The organism is Nocardioides panacisoli (genome assembly GCF_039537325.1).
GTDB classification, from domain to species: domain Bacteria; phylum Actinomycetota; class Actinomycetes; order Propionibacteriales; family Nocardioidaceae; genus Nocardioides; species Nocardioides panacisoli.
The window spans coordinates 388120-405459 of the sequence record NZ_BAABAH010000001.1 but is presented as its reverse complement, the minus strand read 5'-3'; the positions used below and the strand labels follow the sequence as shown (position 1 = coordinate 405459).

19 protein-coding genes are annotated in these 17340 nt (G+C 71.4%); 6 read left to right on the top strand and 13 right to left on the bottom strand.

Annotation, left to right across the window (positions count from 1 at the left end; all coding sequences use genetic code 11):
- Window positions 1–2 precede the first annotated feature (2 nt).
- Window positions 3–1484 carry a type I restriction-modification system subunit M gene (locus tag ABD709_RS02110; protein ID WP_344772134.1) on the top strand — a complete coding sequence of 494 codons (1482 nt, stop codon included), beginning with the start codon at window positions 3–5 and terminating at the stop codon, window positions 1482–1484.
- Window positions 1485–1684: 200 nt separating this feature from the next.
- Complete coding sequence (locus tag ABD709_RS02105; protein WP_344772133.1) at window positions 1685–2011, top strand: hypothetical protein; 327 nt, start codon at window positions 1685–1687, stop codon at window positions 2009–2011.
- A gap of 240 nt (window positions 2012–2251) precedes the next feature.
- Here ABD709_RS02105 and ychF read toward each other — a convergent pair whose 3' ends face one another.
- Both ychF and ABD709_RS02095 read right to left on the bottom strand, forming a co-directional pair.
- Entirely contained in the window at window positions 2252–3328 is a 1077-nt protein-coding gene (gene ychF, locus ABD709_RS02100) for a redox-regulated ATPase YchF (protein WP_344772132.1), read from the bottom strand.
- Between the two features lie 49 nt (window positions 3329–3377).
- The gene (locus ABD709_RS02095; protein ID WP_344772131.1) at window positions 3378–3611 is read right to left on the bottom strand and encodes a hypothetical protein; all 234 of its coding nucleotides are present in this window, start codon (window positions 3609–3611) and stop codon (window positions 3378–3380) included.
- Window positions 3612–3650: 39 nt separating this feature from the next.
- On the opposite strand from ABD709_RS02095, the gene ABD709_RS02090 reads away from it, so the two are divergent.
- A complete protein-coding gene (locus ABD709_RS02090; protein ID WP_344772130.1) occupies window positions 3651–4286 on the top strand; it encodes a hemerythrin domain-containing protein in 636 nt (211 codons plus the stop codon).
- Between the two features lie 27 nt (window positions 4287–4313).
- On the top strand, window positions 4314–5102 hold the full coding sequence (locus tag ABD709_RS02085) for an exodeoxyribonuclease III (protein WP_344772129.1): 789 nt from the start codon (window positions 4314–4316) through the stop codon (window positions 5100–5102).
- A gap of 9 nt (window positions 5103–5111) precedes the next feature.
- On the opposite strand, the gene ABD709_RS02080 is transcribed toward ABD709_RS02085, so the two are convergent.
- The 9 genes from ABD709_RS02080 to ABD709_RS02040 all read right to left on the bottom strand — a co-directional run bounded on the left by ABD709_RS02080 (window position 5112) and on the right by ABD709_RS02040 (window position 14548).
- The gene (locus ABD709_RS02080; RefSeq protein ID WP_344772128.1) at window positions 5112–5936 is read right to left on the bottom strand and encodes a formate/nitrite transporter family protein; all 825 of its coding nucleotides are present in this window, start codon (window positions 5934–5936) and stop codon (window positions 5112–5114) included.
- An 82-nt stretch (window positions 5937–6018) separates the two neighbouring features.
- Window positions 6019–6804, bottom strand: coding sequence for a glucosamine-6-phosphate deaminase (locus ABD709_RS02075; RefSeq protein WP_344772127.1), 786 nt, complete (start codon window positions 6802–6804; stop codon window positions 6019–6021).
- Entirely contained in the window at window positions 6804–7925 is a 1122-nt protein-coding gene (gene nagA / locus ABD709_RS02070) for an N-acetylglucosamine-6-phosphate deacetylase (protein ID WP_344772126.1), read from the bottom strand. Before nagA ends, ABD709_RS02075 begins: the two co-directional genes overlap by 1 nt.
- Entirely contained in the window at window positions 7922–8833 is a 912-nt protein-coding gene (locus ABD709_RS02065) for an ROK family protein (protein WP_344772125.1), read from the bottom strand. The genes nagA and ABD709_RS02065 overlap by 4 nt, the downstream gene beginning before the upstream one ends.
- Window positions 8830–10254 carry a glycoside hydrolase family 3 protein gene (locus tag ABD709_RS02060; protein WP_344772124.1) on the bottom strand — a complete coding sequence of 475 codons (1425 nt, stop codon included), beginning with the start codon at window positions 10252–10254 and terminating at the stop codon, window positions 8830–8832. The genes ABD709_RS02065 and ABD709_RS02060 overlap by 4 nt, the downstream gene beginning before the upstream one ends.
- Window positions 10251–11093, bottom strand: coding sequence for a carbohydrate ABC transporter permease (locus ABD709_RS02055; RefSeq protein WP_344772123.1), 843 nt, complete (start codon window positions 11091–11093; stop codon window positions 10251–10253). The genes ABD709_RS02060 and ABD709_RS02055 overlap by 4 nt, the downstream gene beginning before the upstream one ends.
- The gene (locus ABD709_RS02050) at window positions 11093–12085 is read right to left on the bottom strand and encodes a carbohydrate ABC transporter permease (RefSeq protein ID WP_344772122.1); all 993 of its coding nucleotides are present in this window, start codon (window positions 12083–12085) and stop codon (window positions 11093–11095) included. Before ABD709_RS02050 ends, ABD709_RS02055 begins: the two co-directional genes overlap by 1 nt.
- Window positions 12086–12089: 4 nt before the next feature.
- Window positions 12090–13364: an extracellular solute-binding protein gene (locus tag ABD709_RS02045; protein ID WP_344772121.1), complete on the bottom strand. Its 1275-nt coding sequence runs from the start codon at window positions 13362–13364 to the stop codon at window positions 12090–12092.
- A gap of 56 nt (window positions 13365–13420) precedes the next feature.
- On the bottom strand, window positions 13421–14548 hold the full coding sequence (locus ABD709_RS02040; protein ID WP_344772120.1) for an ROK family transcriptional regulator: 1128 nt from the start codon (window positions 14546–14548) through the stop codon (window positions 13421–13423).
- 89 nt (window positions 14549–14637) lie between these two features.
- Here ABD709_RS02040 and ABD709_RS02035 point away from each other — a divergent pair, with 89 nt between their 5' ends.
- Both ABD709_RS02035 and ABD709_RS02030 read left to right on the top strand, forming a co-directional pair.
- The gene (locus tag ABD709_RS02035; RefSeq protein ID WP_344772119.1) at window positions 14638–15720 is read left to right on the top strand and encodes an ABC transporter ATP-binding protein; all 1083 of its coding nucleotides are present in this window, start codon (window positions 14638–14640) and stop codon (window positions 15718–15720) included.
- Window positions 15721–15782: 62 nt separating this feature from the next.
- The gene (locus ABD709_RS02030; protein ID WP_344772118.1) at window positions 15783–16187 is read left to right on the top strand and encodes a DUF6542 domain-containing protein; all 405 of its coding nucleotides are present in this window, start codon (window positions 15783–15785) and stop codon (window positions 16185–16187) included.
- Window positions 16188–16195: 8 nt separating this feature from the next.
- Here ABD709_RS02030 and ABD709_RS02025 read toward each other — a convergent pair whose 3' ends face one another.
- Window positions 16196–16606, bottom strand: a complete 411-nt coding sequence (locus ABD709_RS02025; RefSeq protein ID WP_344772117.1) for a hypothetical protein — start codon at window positions 16604–16606, stop codon at window positions 16196–16198.
- A 105-nt stretch (window positions 16607–16711) separates the two neighbouring features.
- Window positions 16712–17338, bottom strand: coding sequence for an L-threonylcarbamoyladenylate synthase (locus tag ABD709_RS02020; protein ID WP_344772116.1), 627 nt, complete (start codon window positions 17336–17338; stop codon window positions 16712–16714).
- Window positions 17339–17340: the final 2 nt, after the last annotated feature.

The window sequence follows — 17340 nt, the reverse complement described above, 5'->3', positions numbered from 1 at the left end:
TCGTGTCTGATTCGCGCCGCCTCGTCGACAAGCTGTGGTCGTACTGCAACGTCCTGCGTGACGACGGCGTGGGCGTCATCGAGTACACCGAGCAGCTGACCTACCTGCTGTTCCTCAAGATGGCGCACGAGCGGGCCACCCGGAGGCTGAACCCGCAGCAGGTCGTGCCGCCCGAATACTCCTGGCAGAGGCTCCTCGACGCTGAAGGCACCGACCTGGAGGTCACCTACACCCAGATTCTGGTCGGTCTTGCACAACAGCCGGGGACGCTCGGCACGATCTTCCGGAAGGCCCAGAACCGGATCCAGGACCCCGCCAAGCTCAAGCGACTCATCGTCGACCTCATCGACCAGGAGAACTGGTCAGCCTCTGGCACCGACCTCAAGGGCGACGCATACGAGGAACTGCTCTCGAAGGGCGCTTCCGACAAGGGCTCCGGCGCCGGTCAGTACTTCACGCCACGCGAGCTGATCCGGGCGATCGTCGACGTCATCGACCCCAAACCCACTGACACGGTCGTCGACCCTGCCTGTGGCACCGGCGGCTTCCTCCTGGTCGCCCACGAGCACGCCTCCCGCGACGCCGCCAGCCTCACGCCGACCGAGCGCGATCACCTCCGCGACGAGTTCGTCTCCGGCTACGAGCTCGTCGACGGCACCGCACGGCTCGCCGCGATGAATCTGCTGCTGCACGGCATCGGGACACCGAACGGCGACTCCCTCATCGACGTACGCGACTCCCTGATCGCCGACCCCGGCCAGCGCTGGTCCGTCGTGCTCACGAACCCGCCCTTCGGCCGCAAGTCGTCGCTCACGATGGTCGGCGCGGACGGCCGGGCCGTGCGCGAAGACCGCGACATCGAGCGCCAAGACTTCGTCGTGACGACGTCCAACAAGCAGCTCAATTTCCTGCAACACATCATGACGGTCCTGGACATCAACGGTCGCGCCGCGGTCGTCCTGCCCGACAACGTGCTGTTCGAGGGCGGTGCCGGCGAGACGCTGCGCCGCAAGCTGCTCGCGGACTTCGATCTGCACACGATGATCCGGCTCCCCACCGGCATCTGGTACGCACCCGGGGTGAAGGCGAACGTGCTCTTCTTCGACAAGAAGCCGGCGGCCGAGCAGCCTTGGACCCAGAAGCTGTGGGTCTACGACTTCCGGACCAACATGCACTTCACTCTCAAGCAGAACCCGCTGCGCCGGGCAGACCTCGATGACTTCGTGACGTTGTACCTGTCCGGCAAGGACCGCGCGGAGCGGGTGGAGTCCGAGCGGTGGAAGTCCTTTGAGTACGACGAGCTCGTTGCGCGCGACAAGGCCAACCTCGACATCACCTGGCTGCGGGACGAATCACTCGAGGACGCCGACAACCTGCCGGCACCCGAGGTCATCGCCCGCGAGATCGTCGAGGACCTGACCGCTGCGCTCGTCGAGTTCGAGGCCGTCGCCGCCGCACTTGAAGCCTCTTCCGCCGAGTCCTGATCTTCTCGCTCTTCCCGACCCTCCTACCTTCGACTTCATCTACAACCGTTGGCTCTTCACTGTCCCCAAAATCCTCTGCTCGTCACCCCTCACCTGCCTGCCACACCACCTTCTTTCACAACGGCACGCATGCTACGAAGGTTCGTAGATGGGTCGCCCGTAATCGGGCGGCCCACACGGCATTTCTAGGGGTCCGTTGGTTGTCGACGGACGTCGTGGAGGCGGTGGTCCGGGTGCATGGCGGGGTGAAGTTCTACCGCGGCGCGGCGAAGGCCGCGCGTGCCTACGTCGAGCGGGATCGCTCGCGGGCCGATGACTACTACCTCGGCGAGGGCAGCGGCGTCGCACGGCGGTTGGTCGCTACCCCCCGACGGCGTCTCACAGGTCGGCGGTATGAACGGGGGTCCATAAAGCGCGATGTTCGACGGCGCCTTCACGGTGCGCACGAGTGCGGCGAGTTGGTCCGCGATCCCTTCGTGCGCCAGTCGATCCTCGTCGACCGTCGAAAGTTCGTGGTCGTCGATTAGGTCGCTTGGCTGCAGACAGGCTGCTGCAGGCTGACCGTCCATCGGGCATCCCGGCGGGCTTGGTTGCTTGTTCCCTTGCGGTGCGAGTCGCTCGCGTCGCGCCGCGCCGCCCACCCTAAGCAAAGCCAAGCCCGCAGGGCGTGATTTGACGTGTGCGATGGCCAGCAGGGTCGGTTGGACTACTCCCAAGCGATTGCTATTGCGCTCTCCACATCGCCCCATCCAGCCCCGGCAGCGTTGTCAGGTTACGTTGAAGCGGAACTCGACCACGTCGCCGTCCTGCATGACGTAGTCCTTGCCCTCCATGCGGACCTTGCCGGCCTCGCGGGCCTTGGTCATCGAGCCGGCGGCGACGAGGTCGTCGAACGAGACGATCTCGGCCTTGATGAAGCCCTTCTGGAAGTCGGTGTGGATCACGCCGGCGGCCTCGGGGGCGGTAGCACCCTTGCGGACCGTCCAGGCGCGCGACTCCTTGGGGCCGGCGGTGAGGTAGGTCTGCAGGCCGAGGGTGTCGAAGCCGACCCGGGCGAGCACCTCGAGGCCGGGCTCGGTGACGCCGGCCTCGGCGAGGAACTCCACCGCCTCCTCGTCGTCGAGCTCGATGAGCTCGGACTCGAACTTGGCGTCGAGGAAGATCGCCTCGGACGGGGCGACGAGCTCGCGCATCCGGTCCTTGAGCTCCTCGTCCTGGAGCTCGTCGGCGTCGCAGTTGAACACGTAGATGAACGGCTTGGCGGTCAGCAGCGAGAGCTCGCGCAGGGCCGCGCGGTCGATCGAGGTGGCGATGATCGGCGTACCGGCCTCGAGCGCGGCCTGCGCCTCCCTGGCGGCCTCCAGGTTCGCGACCAGGTCCTTGACCTTCCGCGACTCCTTCTCCAGCCGCGGGATCGCCTTCTCGACCGTCTCCAGGTCGGCCAGGACCAGCTCGGTCTGGATGGTGGAGATGTCGTTGCCCGGGTTGACCTCGCCCTCCACGTGGGTGACGTCCTCGTCGCGGAAGACACGCGTCACCTGGCAGATCGCGGCCGACTCGCGGATGTGCGCGAGGAACTTGTTGCCGAGGCCCTCACCCTGGGAGGCACCGCGGACGATGCCCGCGATGTCGACGAACTCCACGGTCGCGGGCAGAATCCGCTCGGAGGAGAACAGCTCCGCGAGCACGGGCAGCCGCGCATCGGGTACGCCGACCACGCCGACGTTGGGCTCGATCGTCGCGAACGGGTAGTTCGCCGCGAGCACGTCGTTCTTGGTCAGCGCGTTGAAGAGCGTCGACTTGCCCGCGTTGGGGAGTCCGACGATGCCGATGGTGAGTGCCACGTGGGCGGAGTCTAGGTGCGGAGCGCACCGCGCCCCGAATCACGAGGACTCACTCCACGCGGCGCTCCACGACCCGCGTCTCGTCCGCGGCCACGGTGCCGTCGGCGGACTCGTACTCGTGCGTGACGACCTCCTGCCGCTTCACCCGCGACCGCAGGATGAAGCCGACCCCGCCGAGCATCAGGATCACGCCGAGCACGCGGGTGTCGATCCAGGTGCCGTCGGAGCGGATCGCGAACGTGAAGATCGCACCGATGATGATCAGGACAATTCCTGGCGCCATAACGACCCGGTACCCAGTTCCGCCGCCTACTGTCGGGCCATGGCCCAGATGAGCATGAACAAGGCGATCCACGGCGCCTTCCGGCGGGACCTGGCTCGGTTCCTCGACGCCTTCGACCGCTTCTCCGACGGCGACACCCGACGGGCCGCCGACCTGGGGCGGGCGTGGCAGAACTTCGACACCGAGCTCGACCACCACCACCACGGCGAGCACGAGATCGCGTGGCCGGCGCTGCGGGCCGTGGGCGTCAGCGACGAGCTGATCACCCAGCTCGACGGCGAGCACGAGGCGATGGTCACCGCGCTGGAGAAGGCGCGCGGCGCCGTGAAGACCTTCGCCGTGAGCGCCACCAAGGGGGACGCGGACGTCGCCCGGGAGGCGGTCGCGTCGCTGCAGGCGGTGATGGAGACGCACATGACCCACGAGGAGGCCGAGATCGAGCCGGTCTTCCTCGCCAACGAGGGCTCGGAGCCGCTCAAGGAGATGGGTAGGAAGTTCGGCCGGGAACGTTCGCCGATGGCGGCCGGCCGGTTCTTCGCCTGGGTCAGCGACGGCGCCTCGCCCGAGGAGACCGCGGCGATCAAGGAGCAGGTGCCGGGACCGGTGCTGCTCCTGATCGGCGGGCTGTTCGGGCGTGGCTACCGGCGCGAGGTCGCCCCGGTCTGGCGGGCCTGACCGCACCAGCGGATAGCCTCGGTCCTCGTGCGGATCGCCACCTGGAACGTCAACTCGCTGCGCTCGCGGATCGACCGGGTCGAGGCCTTCCTCGACCGCCACGACATCGACGTGCTCGCCGTGCAGGAGACCAAGGCGCGCGAGGACCAGCTGCCGCTGATGGGGCTGCAGGCGCGGGGGTACGAGATCGCGGCCGCCGGGGTCGACCAGTGGAACGGCGTGGCGATCATCAGCCGGGTCGGGATCGAGGACGTCGCCGTCGGCTTTCCCGGCATGCCCGGCTGGGGTGAGCCGCTCGCCGCGGAGGCCCGGGCGGTGGGCGCGACCTGCGGCGGCGTACGTCTCTGGAGCCTCTACATCCCCAACGGCCGCAAGCCGGACGACCCGCACTACGTCTACAAGCTCGACTGGATGGACCGGCTGCGCGATGCCGCCCAGGCGTGGCTCGGCGAGCAGACCGCGCTCGTGGGCGACTGGAACGTGTGCCCGACCGACGAGGACGTGTTCGCCCCCGAGCAGTTCAAGAACTCCACCCACGTGACCCCTGCCGAGCGGGCGGCGTTCCAGCGGTTCCTCGACGACGGGTACGCCGACGTGGTGCGCCCCTACTGCCCGGGTCCCGGCGTCTACACCTACTGGGACTACTACCGGCAGCGGTTCGAGCGGAACCGCGGACTGCGGATCGACTTCGTCCTCGGCTCGCCCTCCTTCGCGGACCGGGTGACCGGTGCCTTCATCGACCGCGACGAGCGCGACCCGGCCCAGGGCACCGGCTCCCCCTCCGACCACGCGCCCGTGGTCGTCGACCTGGACTGACCTCGCCGATCAGCTGCTCCGCTCCTCCTCGAGGCGCTCCTTGCTGCGGATCAGCCTGAGCAGCGTCACGAGCCCCAGCCCGCCCGCCATGTTGCCGAGCAGCACCGGGACGACGAACGCGAGCCAGTCGCCGTAGCCGAAGGGCGCGTCCCCGGTGTGCAGCGCGCCGAAGATCAGCAGCGAGTCCAGGATCGAGTGGAACATCTCGGTGCCGGCGAGCAGGTACCCGGCGATCACGGCCGCGACGATCTTCGCCGTCATGTCGTCGGTCCCGTGCTGCATGCGGGTCAGCAGGGTCATCACCGCGCCACCGAGCACCGAGAGCACGATCGTCTCGCCGTTGAGCGGTGCGGTCGCGTAGTGGGCGGCGGACTCGACCAGCTGGGCGTTGAGCGAGGGGTAGCCCCACACGACCAGCCACATGATGAGCCAGCCTCCGAGCAAGTTCGCCACGAGCGTGCCCGACCACAGCTTCGCGAGCTGACGGGCCTTCGCCCGCTTGGCCACCACGGTCACGACCGGGACCAGGAAGCCTTCGGTGAACAGCTCGGTGCGGCCGAGCAGGAGCGCGATGAAGCCGACGGAGAAGGCGATGCCGGCAAGGAGCTGCGAGCCGGTCTCGTGGAGCACCACGAGCATCGACAGCACCCCGATGGAGACCTCGGTGCCACCGACGAACCCGGTGACCAGGACCTCTCGCCACGGCCGGCTCAGCCGCTGCATGCCCTCCTCGACCTGGCGGGTGAAGGACTCCTCGAGGACGTCCTCCATCGGCCCGTCGGTGTCGCCGAGCGAACGGCGGTCGTCGGTGGCGTGCTCGGTCTCGTCGTCCACTGGTTCCGCCCGTCGTCCGTCGCCTCGGTGACCCGGTGGTGCCCGCTACGGCGGTTCCCATCCTCCGGAGGACCCCGGGAGGTCAGAGGCGCTGCCAGGCCGGCTTGGCGGCGTAGACGTCGCAGTAGTGCTCCAGGCGCGCGAGGCCGGCGGCCGCGGCCTCGTCGGCGAGCACCGAGACGTGCGGGTGGAGCTGGAGCACCGACGCGGGGCACTGCGCGGTGAGCGGTCCCTCGACGGCGGCAGCGAGCGCCTCGGCCTTGCCGGCACCCGTCGCGAGCAGCAGCAGGTGCCGGGCCCGCAGGATCGTGCCGAGGCCCTGCGTCAGCACGTGCCGGGGCACCTCCTCGGGGCCTCCGAAGAACCGGGCGTTGTCCCGTCGGGTCCGCTCGGTGAGCGTCTTGATCCGGGTCGACGAGCCCAGCGAGGAGCCGGGCTCGTTGAAGGCGAGGTGGCCGTCGGAGCCGATGCCGAGCACCTGCAGGTCGACGCCACCGGCTTCGCGAAGGGCGTCCTCGTAGCGCTCGCCGGCCGTGGCCAGCCCCTCGGGCGACGGGTCGGGTCCCTGCACCCGGTCCTCGGCGATCCCCAGGTCGTCGGTCAGCTCGCGCGCGATCGTCGACCGGTAGCTCTCCGGGTGGCCGGCGGGCAGGCCGACGTACTCGTCGAGGGTGAAGCAGCGGACGTCGTCGTACGCCGGCGCGGTGCCGGCGCGGTGCCGGCGGATCAGCTCGCGGTAGGTCGGGAGCGGCGTGGAGCCGGTGGCGAGGCCGAGCACCGCGGCGGGCCTGGTCCGGACGAGTGCCTCGACGGTGTCCGCCGCGAGCACGGCGACGTCCTCGACGCTGGGGAGCGGGACGACCTCCACTACGACCTCCGGTGGAGCACGCGGCCCCCGACCACCGTGGCGACCACGTCGAGGCGATCGTCGAGCAGGGTGAGGTCACCGCGCGCGCCGGCCTCGATCCGGCCGCGCTGGTCCTCGCCCATCAACCCGGCGGCGGTCGCGGTGCAGGTCGTGACGGCCTCGGCCTGGGTGCAGCCGGTCGTCTCACGGAGGACCCGGAGGCACTGGGAGAGCGACGCTGCCGAGCCTGCGAGCGTGCCGTCGTCCAGGCGGACGGCTCCGTCGCGGACCTCGACGTGCTGGTCGCCCAGCCGGGCCGGTCCGTCCGGCAGGCCGAGAGCGGCGGTGCAGTCGGTGACGGACAGGAACCGGGTCGGGCCGAGCGCGCGCCAGAAGACGGCGAGAGTGGCCGGGTGGAGGTGGTGGCCGTCGGCGATGACGCCGGCCACCAGGCGGCGATCCGCCAGGGCGGTGCCGGCGGCGCCGGGCTCCCGCGCACCGATCGGGGGCATGGCGTTGCCGAGGTGGGTCACGAGCCGCACGCCTCGATCGGTGGCGGCGGTGACCTGGTCGGCCGGGGCGGCGGTGTGGCCGACCGAGACCAGCACACCACGCCCGACGAGCCGCTCGACCACGTCCAGGGCGCCGGGCAGCTCGGGGGCGAGGGTGACCATCGCGACGCCCGCTTCGCGCGACCACCCCGCCACGAGCTCCGCGGACGGGTCGCGCAGCCACCGCTCGGGGTGGGCGCCCTTGCGCGCCGGCGCGATCATCGGTCCCTCGAGGTGCACGCCGAGCGGTACCGCGCCGGCCCAGCCCGGGGGCGGTCCGGCGCGATAGGTCGCCAGCGCCGTCTCGCGGGCCTCCGGGGAGGAGGTGATCACCGTCGGCAGGAACGCGGTGACGCCGTACTCCGGCAGCAGCGCTGCGAGCTCCCAGAGCCGGTGCGGCTCGAGGGTCAGGTCGATGCCCGCCGCGCCGTTGACCTGCAGGTCGATCAGGCCGGGCACCACGACGAGGCCGGTGGCGTCGAGGGTCGTGGCGCCAGGCGCGGAGTCCGCGACGACGACCCCGTCGACGATCGCCACGTCGACCGCGTCGCCCGTGGCGGTCCTGCCCCCTCGGACCAGGAGGTCGCTCACGGGGAGACCCGGCCGAGCAGCGCCGCTCCGACCGCCGCGACGGGCACGTCGGACGGCACGAGCTCGAGTCGCGACGGGAGCTCCAGCGAGCGCAGGAACGGCGACGCCGTGGCCTGAACGGCGAGGGCCCGGGCGACCGCGACCCGCAGATCCTCCCCCACCTGCGCGACGCCACCGCCGAGCAGGACCACCTCGGGGTCCACGGTCAGGGCGACCAGGCGCACGGCATCGGCCACCCGGGCGGCGAACGCGTCCCGCACCCGCACGGCCTTGGCGTCACCGGCGGCGGCCGCGTCGAACAGCGCCCGCGCCGGGGGTACGTCGGTCGCGGGCCACAGCTCGGCGACCGCCGACCCGGAGGCCGCGATCTCCAGGCAGCCGACCTGTCCGCACCGGCAGGGACGGCCCGCGGGGTCGACGGAGATGTGCCCGATCTCCCCCGCGGCGGCGTGGGCTCCACGGCGGAGCCGGCCGTCGAGGATCGACGCCGCGGCGAGCCCGGTGCCGATGCTGAGGTAGACCAGGTCCTGGTGTCCGGTGACGTGGGCGGCACCCAGCGCCGCGGCATTGACGTCGTTGTCGACGACCACCGGTGCGCCGGTGGCGACCGAGAGCAGGTCGGCCAGCGGCAGCCACTCCTCCTCGACGCCGAGGTTGACCGCGTGCTTCACCGCGCCGCGCGCGACGTCGACGATGCCGGGGATGCCGACGCCGACGGTCCCCTCCAGCCGGTGGCCGGTCCGCGCTCGCAGCTCGGTCACGACGTCTGCTGCAGCCGCCACCACCGCATCGGCACCGAGCGGCGTGGTGGTGAGGACCTCGGCCAGCACCCGGCCGTCGCCGTCGGTCGCGACTCCCAGGACCTTGGTCGCCCCGATGTCGAGGCCCACCATCGTCGCCGCGCTCACCTGTCCCACCCTGCCTCTCGCATGATTCCCTCGACCGCCCGCACCGCCGGGCGGGAGCTCCCCCGGGTGCAGATCCGCGGGTGCGGCCGGTCCGCCCATCCCGTGCGCTCCCCCGGCCAGCCCCACTCGACCACGACCGCCGGTCCCTCCACCGCCTGCAGCATGGCACCGACCTCGGGCCGGCGGTGCGCGTCGCGCACCTGCACCACGACCGGCCCGGCGGGCAGCACGTCCCCCGGCGGTACGACGACGTCGGGCTCGAGGCCCCACGGGCCCTCGCCGACGGCGATGTTGGCCGGCGTACCGACGCTCACCACCCGTGCTCCGGCGAGGTCCGGGAGCTCCCCCTCCACGACGAACGCCCCCCGCGCCGCCTCCGTCAGTCCCGCGCACCTGACGTTCTCGTCCGGAGCTGTCCTCGAAGGGGACGGATCCGTCAGGTGCGTTGCCAGGCGGTCGACACGGGCGACGGCGTCGGCGAGCCGCGCAGCCGGCAACCGGCCGGTGCGCACCGCCTCGACGATCGCGGCCTGGATGCGTCGGATCCCGGGCTCGTCCTCGAGCGGACCGATGCAGAGGAGGTCGCAGCCGGCCGCGAGCGCGAGCACCGCGGCCTCGGGGATCCCGCGACCGGCCGAGGCGCCGACCATGTCCAGCGCGTCGCTCACGATCGCGCCCTGGAAACCGAGCCGATCCCGCAGGATCTCCAGCACCGCCGGGGCCAGCGTCGCCGGGAGGAGGTCGTCGATCGCGGGCAGCAGGATGTGCGAGGTCATCACGGCCGCCGCGCCCTCCGCGACCGCGCCGGCGAACGGCACCAGCTCGCGCTCGGCCAGGGCGGCGAGCGGCGCGTCCACGACCGGGAGCGCAAGATGGCTGTCCTGCGCGGTGTCCCCGTGCCCGGGGAAGTGCTTCACGCAGGCCGCGACGCCGTGCGCCTGGAGCCCGCCGACCCACCCGGCGACGTGGCGGGCCACGAGGTCGGCGTCCGCGCCGAAGCTGCGGGTGCCGATCACCGGGTTGTCCGGGTTGCTGTTGACGTCGGCGACCGGGCCCAGGTCGAGGTCGATGCCGACCGCGGCGAGGTCCGCGCCGACCATGCTGCCGACGGCCTCGGTGAGCGCGAGGTCGTCGATCGCACCGAGCGCGGCGGCACCGAGCACCGGGCTGCCGGTGCGGACGTGGAGGCGGGTGACGTCGCCGCCCTCCTCGTCGACGGCGACGAGCGCGCCGGGGCGGGCCGCGTGGATGGCAGCGGTCAGGGCCGCGGCGTCCTCGGTGCGACCGGTGAGGTTCGACCCGAACAGGCAGATCCCTCCGGCTCCGTCGGCGAGCAGCCGGGCCCACTCCGGGGGGAGCTCGGGGCCGCGGAAGGACGGGAGCAGCACCCGCAGGGCCTGCTCCTCGACAGGTGCGGTCATCCCTTCACCGCCCCCGCTGTCAGCCCCGACACCATCCGGCGCTGGATCAGCAGGAAGAAGACGATCACGGGGATCGTGATCAGCGTCGAGGCGGCCATGATCGCGCCCCAGTCGACGCCGCGGGTGCGGGACTCCGCGAACCCGACGAGCCACACCGGGAGGGTCTGCTTGCCGGGATCGGTCATCACCACGAGCGCGAGCGTGAACTCGTTCCACGCCTGGATGAAGCCGAACACCCCGGTGGCCACCAGCCCGGGCGCGAGCAGCGGCAGGGTCACCCGGAAGAACGCCTGGAACCGCGAGCAGCCGTCCATCATCGCGGCCTCCTCGAGCTCGCGCGGGACGCCCTCGACGAACCCGCGCAGGGTCCACACCGTGAACGGGAGGACGCTCGCGACGTACACCAGCGTGAGGCCGAGCACCGAGTTGAGCAGGCTCATCCCCTCGAGCATCTTGTACTGGCTGATGAACAGTCCCTCCGCGGGGATCATCTGGATCAGCAGCAGCGCGAGGATGAAGGTCCGGCGGCCGCGGAACCGGAACCGGCTGACCGCCACCGCGGCGAGGAAAGCGAAGAAGAGCGCGGCGACGACCGTGAGCAGGGTGACGCTGAGGCTGGAGACCAGCGCGTCCGCGAAGGCGTGGCCGGCGAAGACCCTCCCGTAGTTGTCCAGGTTCCCGCCGAACGGCAGCCAGACCGGGTCGGGGCTGCGGATCTCGTTGCGCGGCAGGAAGGACCGGCTCACCATCCAGTACACCGGGAAGAGGCAGGTCAGCAGGACGGCGATGCCGACGACGTCGGCGACGACCCGCACCGCGGGTGAGGTACGACGAGCCATCAGTCCTCCTCCTGCCTCAGCATCATCCGGATGTACGGCGCCGTGAGCGCCACGGTGAGCACGAGCATGAACATCGCGGCGGCCGCTGCCGTCCCGAAGTGGCCGCCCTTGATCCCGAGGGCGTAGATGTAGGTCCCGAGCAGGTTCGTGTCGTGGGTGACGCCGCCGGCCTTCTGCAGCGTGTAGATCTGGGTGAAGACCCGCAGGTCCCAGATCACCTGCAGCAGCCCGACCACCAGCAGCACCGGCCGCACGGCCGGCAGCACGACGTGGACGAACCGCTGCCACGCCCCGGCGCCGTCGATCTCGGCGGCCTCGAGCACGTCCTCGGGCACCTGGGTGAGGCCGGCGTACAGGGTGAACACCACGAACGGCACGCTCATCCACACGACGACCAGGGTCGCGACCGCGTAGAACGAGAGCGGGTGCAGCAGCCACGAGTGGTGGTCGAAGTCGCCGCCGGCGCGAGTCAGCAGCCAGTTGACGACGCCGTACTCGGTGTCGAACAGGAACTGCCAGACCGTCAGCGCCGCCACCACCGGCATCGCCCATGCCACCAGCAGCCCGACCTGGGTGGCGACCCGGACGATCCCGTGCATGCGGGTCATCAGCAGCGCGATGCCCAGCCCGATCCCGAACGTCAGGCCGGCGTTCACGAAGCAGAACACCACCGTCCGGAGCACGACCTGCCAGGTGTAGGGGTCGCTCACCAGCTGGGTGTAGTTGTCCAGGCCCACCCAGTCCGGCGGCTGCCCGAACTGCTGCGCCAGGCCGAAGTCCTGCAGCGACAGCACCACCTGCCGGCCCAGCGGATAGCCGAGGGCGAGCAGCAGCAGCGCGGCCGCCGGCAGCACCAGGCCGTAGGGCAGCGGGGTACGCCGCGCGCGGGGCCGGCCGGACATCGGGGTCTCCTCGGGGTGGTCGGTCCGCTCACGGTACGGCGCACCGCCGGCGCTGGGGTCGCGCCGGGCGGGCGCCGTACTCGTGCTCATGGCCTCAGTTCAGCTCGCCCTCGATCTTCTGATCGGCGTCGGAGGCGAGCTGCTCGACGTCGCCGCCCTGGGCGATCTGGCTGAACAGGTCCTCCAGGATCCTGCTGCCCTCGACCGAGGCCCAGTTCTGCGCGGCCGGGGTCAGCTTGGCGTTCGACGCGGCCTCGATCGTCGCGTGGGCGAATTCATCGTCGCCCAGCTCGGAGGCGAGCGACTGCCGCGCCGGGGTGAGGCCGTTGGCCGCCAGGATCTTCTGGTAGTCGTCGCTCAGCATCAGCGCGACGGCGTCCTGGGCGAGGTCCTGGTTGGGCGACTTCGCCGAGATCGCGATGTCGGAACCGCCCAGCAGCACCGGAGCGGGCTGCCCGTCGGAGCCCGGCAGCGCGAAGACGCCGATCTTCTTGGCGAGGTCGGGGCACCCCGACTTCGGGTCGGTGAGCATCCCCATCACCCAGCCCGGCCGCGACATCATGCCGATCTGGCCGGCGCAGAACGGCGTGACCGGGTCGGCCTCGTTGGCGTCCGCCGGTGCGCCCGACGCCTGCTGGAAGACCTGCTGCACGGTGGTGAGCCCGTCGATCGACTCCGGCGCGGACAGGTCGCCCTTCCACCCGTCGCCGTCCTGGACGGCGAAGTCGCCTCCGGCGTCCCAGAGGAACGCGGCGCCGTCGCGCCAGTCCTGGCCGGGCAGCCAGTAGCCCGAGAAGTTCGGGTCGTCGCTGGCCTGCTTGAGCTTGATCGCGGTGTCGACGAACTCGTCCATCGTCGTCGGCACTTCCAGGCCGGCGTCGGCGAGCAGGTCCTTGCGGTAGAAGACGTACGTCGACCCCGCGTAGTAGGGCACCGCGTAGGTCTTGCCGTCCACGGTCGCGCCGTCGACGAAGCCCGGCAGCAGGTCGTCCCCGCCGAGGTCGGACAGCTGGTCGGTGAGGTCGCTGAACGCGCCGACCGTCGTGAAGGTGGGCGCCTGGGTGTTGCCCACCTCGACCACGTCGGGCGTCTGGTCCGCCGAGGTCAGTGCCGTGGTGAGCCGCTCGACCAGCCCGTCCCAGTCCTGCTCCTCGATGGTGAGCGTGGAACCGGGGTGGTCGTCCTCGAAGGTCTTCTTCAACCAGTCACGGGCGTCCTGCGGGGTGTCCGCACCGTTGAGCCAGACCACGATGTCGGCCTTCTCCGGACCCCCGCCCTTAGCGTCGCCGCTGTCGTCGGAGCCACACGCGCTGGTGACGCCCAGCAGGGCGGTCACGGCCGCGACGGCCACTGTCTTGTAGATGCGCACCGCTTCGTTCCTTCACTTCTCGGACGGACCCGTTGGGGGACCGTGGTGGAGGGGCGTCAGGACACCCCGAGCTCGCCGGCGAGGACCAGCCCGGTCGCACCGACCAGGACTCCGTCGTCCCCGAGCTTGGTGACGCGGACGTCGAAGTCGTCCGCGGACACCGGCATGACCCGCTCCCGTACGGCGGCCGCGGCCACCTCGGCGAGCGGAGCGACGAGGTCGGACGGTCCACTGAGGACCACCTCGCCGAGATTGAGGGTCGCCACGACGGGCGCGAGCGCCGTACCGAGGCGGCGGCCGGCGTCGGCGATCACGTCGGCGGTCGCCTCGCCGCGGGCGATCCGGCGGCGCAGCCGCGGCACGGCCACGAAGGTCTCCAGGCAGCCGCGCCGCCCGCACGCGCACTCGTCCCCGTCGGGGTCGACGGTGACGTGGCCGATCTCGCCGGCCGCTCCGCCGCGTCCGTGGACGAGGGTGCCGCCCAGCACCACACCGGCGCCCACACCGGTGCTGAGCCGGAGCAGCATCAGGCCGCCCTCGGCTCCACCGCCGAACGTGTACTCCCCCATCACCGCCGTGTTCGCGTCGTTGGCGACGTACACCGGGACGTCCAGCGCCTTCGTCAGCGCCTCGGCCAGCGGCACGTCGAACCAGTCCAGGTTGGGGGCGGCGAGCACGTCACCCTCGCGGGAGACCACGCCGGGGGTCGCGACCCCGACGCCGAGGACCGGCCGTGAGCTCGAGGCGGTGAGGCCGCCGGCGAAGTCGCGGACGACCGCCAGCGCCTCCGCGCCGCGCAGCCCCCGGAGCGGGCGGGCGTCGCGGCTGATCACCTCGCCGGTCAGGGTGAGGACGGCGCCGGCGACCTGGTCGTCCACCGAGAGGTCGACGGCCACCACGTGCTTCGCGTCCGGCACCAGCCCGACCATCGTGGGCGGCTTGCCGACCCGGTTCTCGGTGGGGGCGCCGAGCTCGGCGACCAGTCCTTCCTGCAGCAGCTCGGCGACGAGGTCGGAGACCGTCACCCGGGTCAGCCCGCTGCTGCGGGCGAGGTCCGCGCGGCTGGCCGGGCCGGCGGCGAACAGGTGCTGGAGCAGCATGGACCGGTGGTGCCGGCGGGAGTCCGCACGCTGGAGCTTGGTGCGGCCGCGGAGCGGGCGGTCGAGCGGGCTGCGTCCGGACATGTTTGTTAGTTCAGCATACTTACATATACGGTGGCAAGCGTTCGGAGAGATCTGGGTCACGTCGACCCCGCTCAGGCAAGGAGAACGCGATGGCCACCATCACCCTCGACCGGGCCCAGCGGTGGTACGCCGGCGCCGACCGCCCGGCCGTCCCCGGCATCGAGCTGGAGGTCCGCGACGGGGAGCTCCTCGTGCTCGTCGGGCCGTCCGGGTGCGGCAAGTCGACGACGCTGCGGATGCTCGCCGGCCTCGAGCAGGTCGACGACGGCCGGATCCTCATCGGCCCGCGGGACGTCACCGAGCTCCCACCGAAGGACCGCGACATCGCGATGGTCTTCCAGAGCTATGCGCTCTACCCCCACAAGTCGGTGCGCGACAACATCGGCTTCGCGCTGCGGATGGCCAAGGTCCCTCGACCCGAGCGCGAGCAGCGCGTCGCTGCCGCTGCCGAGATGCTCGGCCTGACCGAGTACCTCGACCGCCGGCCGAAGGCGCTCTCGGGCGGTCAGCGGCAGCGGGTGGCGATGGCGCGGGCGATCGTGCGCCAGCCGCAGGTGTTCTGCATGGACGAGCCGCTCTCCAACCTCGACGCGAAGATGCGGGTGCGCACCCGCGGCGAGATCGCCCGGCTGCAGCGCTCGCTCGGCGTCACCACGGTCTACGTCACCCACGACCAGGTCGAGGCCATGACCATGGGCGACCGGGTCGCGGTCATGGACGAGGGCGAGATCCAGCAGGTCGACACGCCGCTGGCGCTCTACGACCGCCCGGCCAACCTGTTCGTCGCGGGCTTCATCGGCTCGCCCCCGATGAACCTGTTCGCGATGCCGAGCGACGGCGGGTCCGTCCGGCTCGGCGGACAGGACGTCCCGCTCGGCGCCGTCGTGGGCCAGCAGCCCCTGCCGGCGCTGGTCACGGTCGGCGTACGGCCCGAGGGGTGGGAGCTGGTCGGCGCCGGCGACGGGCTCGCCGTACGGGTCGACCTGGTCGAGGAGCTCGGCTCGGACAGCTTCGCCTACGGCGAGGCCGGGCTCGACGGCACGGCCGTGCCGGTCGTCGTACGGCTGCCCCGGCGCGACGCCGTGCCCGCCGACGGCATCGTCCACGTCGCCGTCCGACCGGGCGCGGTGCACGTCTTCGACACGGCGACCGGGCTCAGGCTCGGCGCCTGACCACTCTGCGTACGGCGTGCCGCGCCCACGAAGGCCGGTGGCGCGCCTAGCGTGGAGCTGCGATGAATCATGCGCCGACCATCTGGGAGGAGGGCCGCGAGCCCGGGAACGAGGTCGCGGCTCTGCTCGTCGCGCTGCTGCTCACCGCGATGGTCGTCGACGTGCTGCTCTCGCACCCGCTCGGCCTGTTCTTCGACCTGGCCTTCGTCACCCTGTGCGTGGGCGCGGCGCTCGCCGTACGGCCCTCCGACTTCTTCGTGGTCGGGGTGCTGCCGCCGCTGGCGATGCTCACGACGGTGCTGCTGCTTGCGATCGCCGAGCCCGAGGCGGTGGCCAGCCCCCACGACGGCGTGGTCCAGGCGACGGTGTCCGGGCTCTCGCGCCACGGCGTGGCGCTGGTGACCGGTTACTTCCTCTGCCTGGGCCTGCTCGCTGTGCGTCGGCGGGTCGCCGACGCACAGCGCTGAGGCCGCGGTCAGCCCTGGGGGACGGCGCCGTCGTACTTGACGGTGTCGGCGGCGCAGACAATCCGGTGGCCGCCCTTCTTGACGACCTTCCGGTCCACGATCGCCTTGAAGTGGCCGGGGTTGATCTTGTTGCCGTCGAAGACGATCGACCACCTGCCGTTGGCATTGGTGGTGTCCGCACCGGCACGGACGCCGTCGTCCGTCTGGCGGAGGACCACGTGGCGACCCGCCTCGCAGATCGCCTTGTCGGACTTCACCTTGCCGAAGAACTTGACGTGGTCGACGTCGGAACCGTCGAACCCCGTGACCGTGACGGTGCTCTCCACGGATCCGGCCGCGTGGGCGGGGATGGTGGCACCGGCGATCACGGTTCCGGCGGCGACGAGGCTGGCCGCGCAGATCTTGACTGTGGGAAGCATCCGCTCTCCTGACGGGTAGTTGGCGCCCGGCGGGTGCACGGGGCTGCCATCACATACCGCGCCCGGGAGCCGGCAAAACCCCGGTCTAGACCGACGGGTCGATAATCAGTCGGCGCCGACCAGGTGCGGGTCGCCGGCACCCTTCCGCACGACCTCGGGATAGCCCTCGGACCAGTCGATGACCGTCGTCGGCTCGGCCGGCGTCTCACCGGCCTCGATGACGACGTCCACGTCGTGGTCGAGGTCCTCCTTGATCTCCCAGCCCATGGTCCGCGGCTCGGTCTCGCCCGGCAGGATCAGGGAGCTCGACAGCAGTGGCTCCCCGAGCAGGTCCAGCAGCTCGCGGACGAGGACGTGGTCGGGGATGCGGACGCCCACCGTGCGCTTCTTCGGGTGCATCAGCCGGCGCGGCACCTCCGGCATCGCGGGCAGGATGAACGTGAAGGGCCCCGGCGTCGCCGCGCGGATCGCACGGAACGCCGCGTTGTCGACGTGCACGAGCTGGCCCAGCTGGGAGAAGTCCCGGCACACCAGCGTGAAGTGGTGCCGGTCGTCCAGACCGCGGATCCGCAGGATCCGGTCGCGGCCGTCGCGATTGCCGATCCGGCAGCCGAGCGCGTAGCCGGAGTCCGTCGGGTAGGCGATCAGCGCGTCGTCGTGCAGCGCGTCGACCACCTGCTGCAGCAGCCGCGGCTGCGGGTTGTCCGGGTGTACGTCGAGGAAGCGCGCCATCG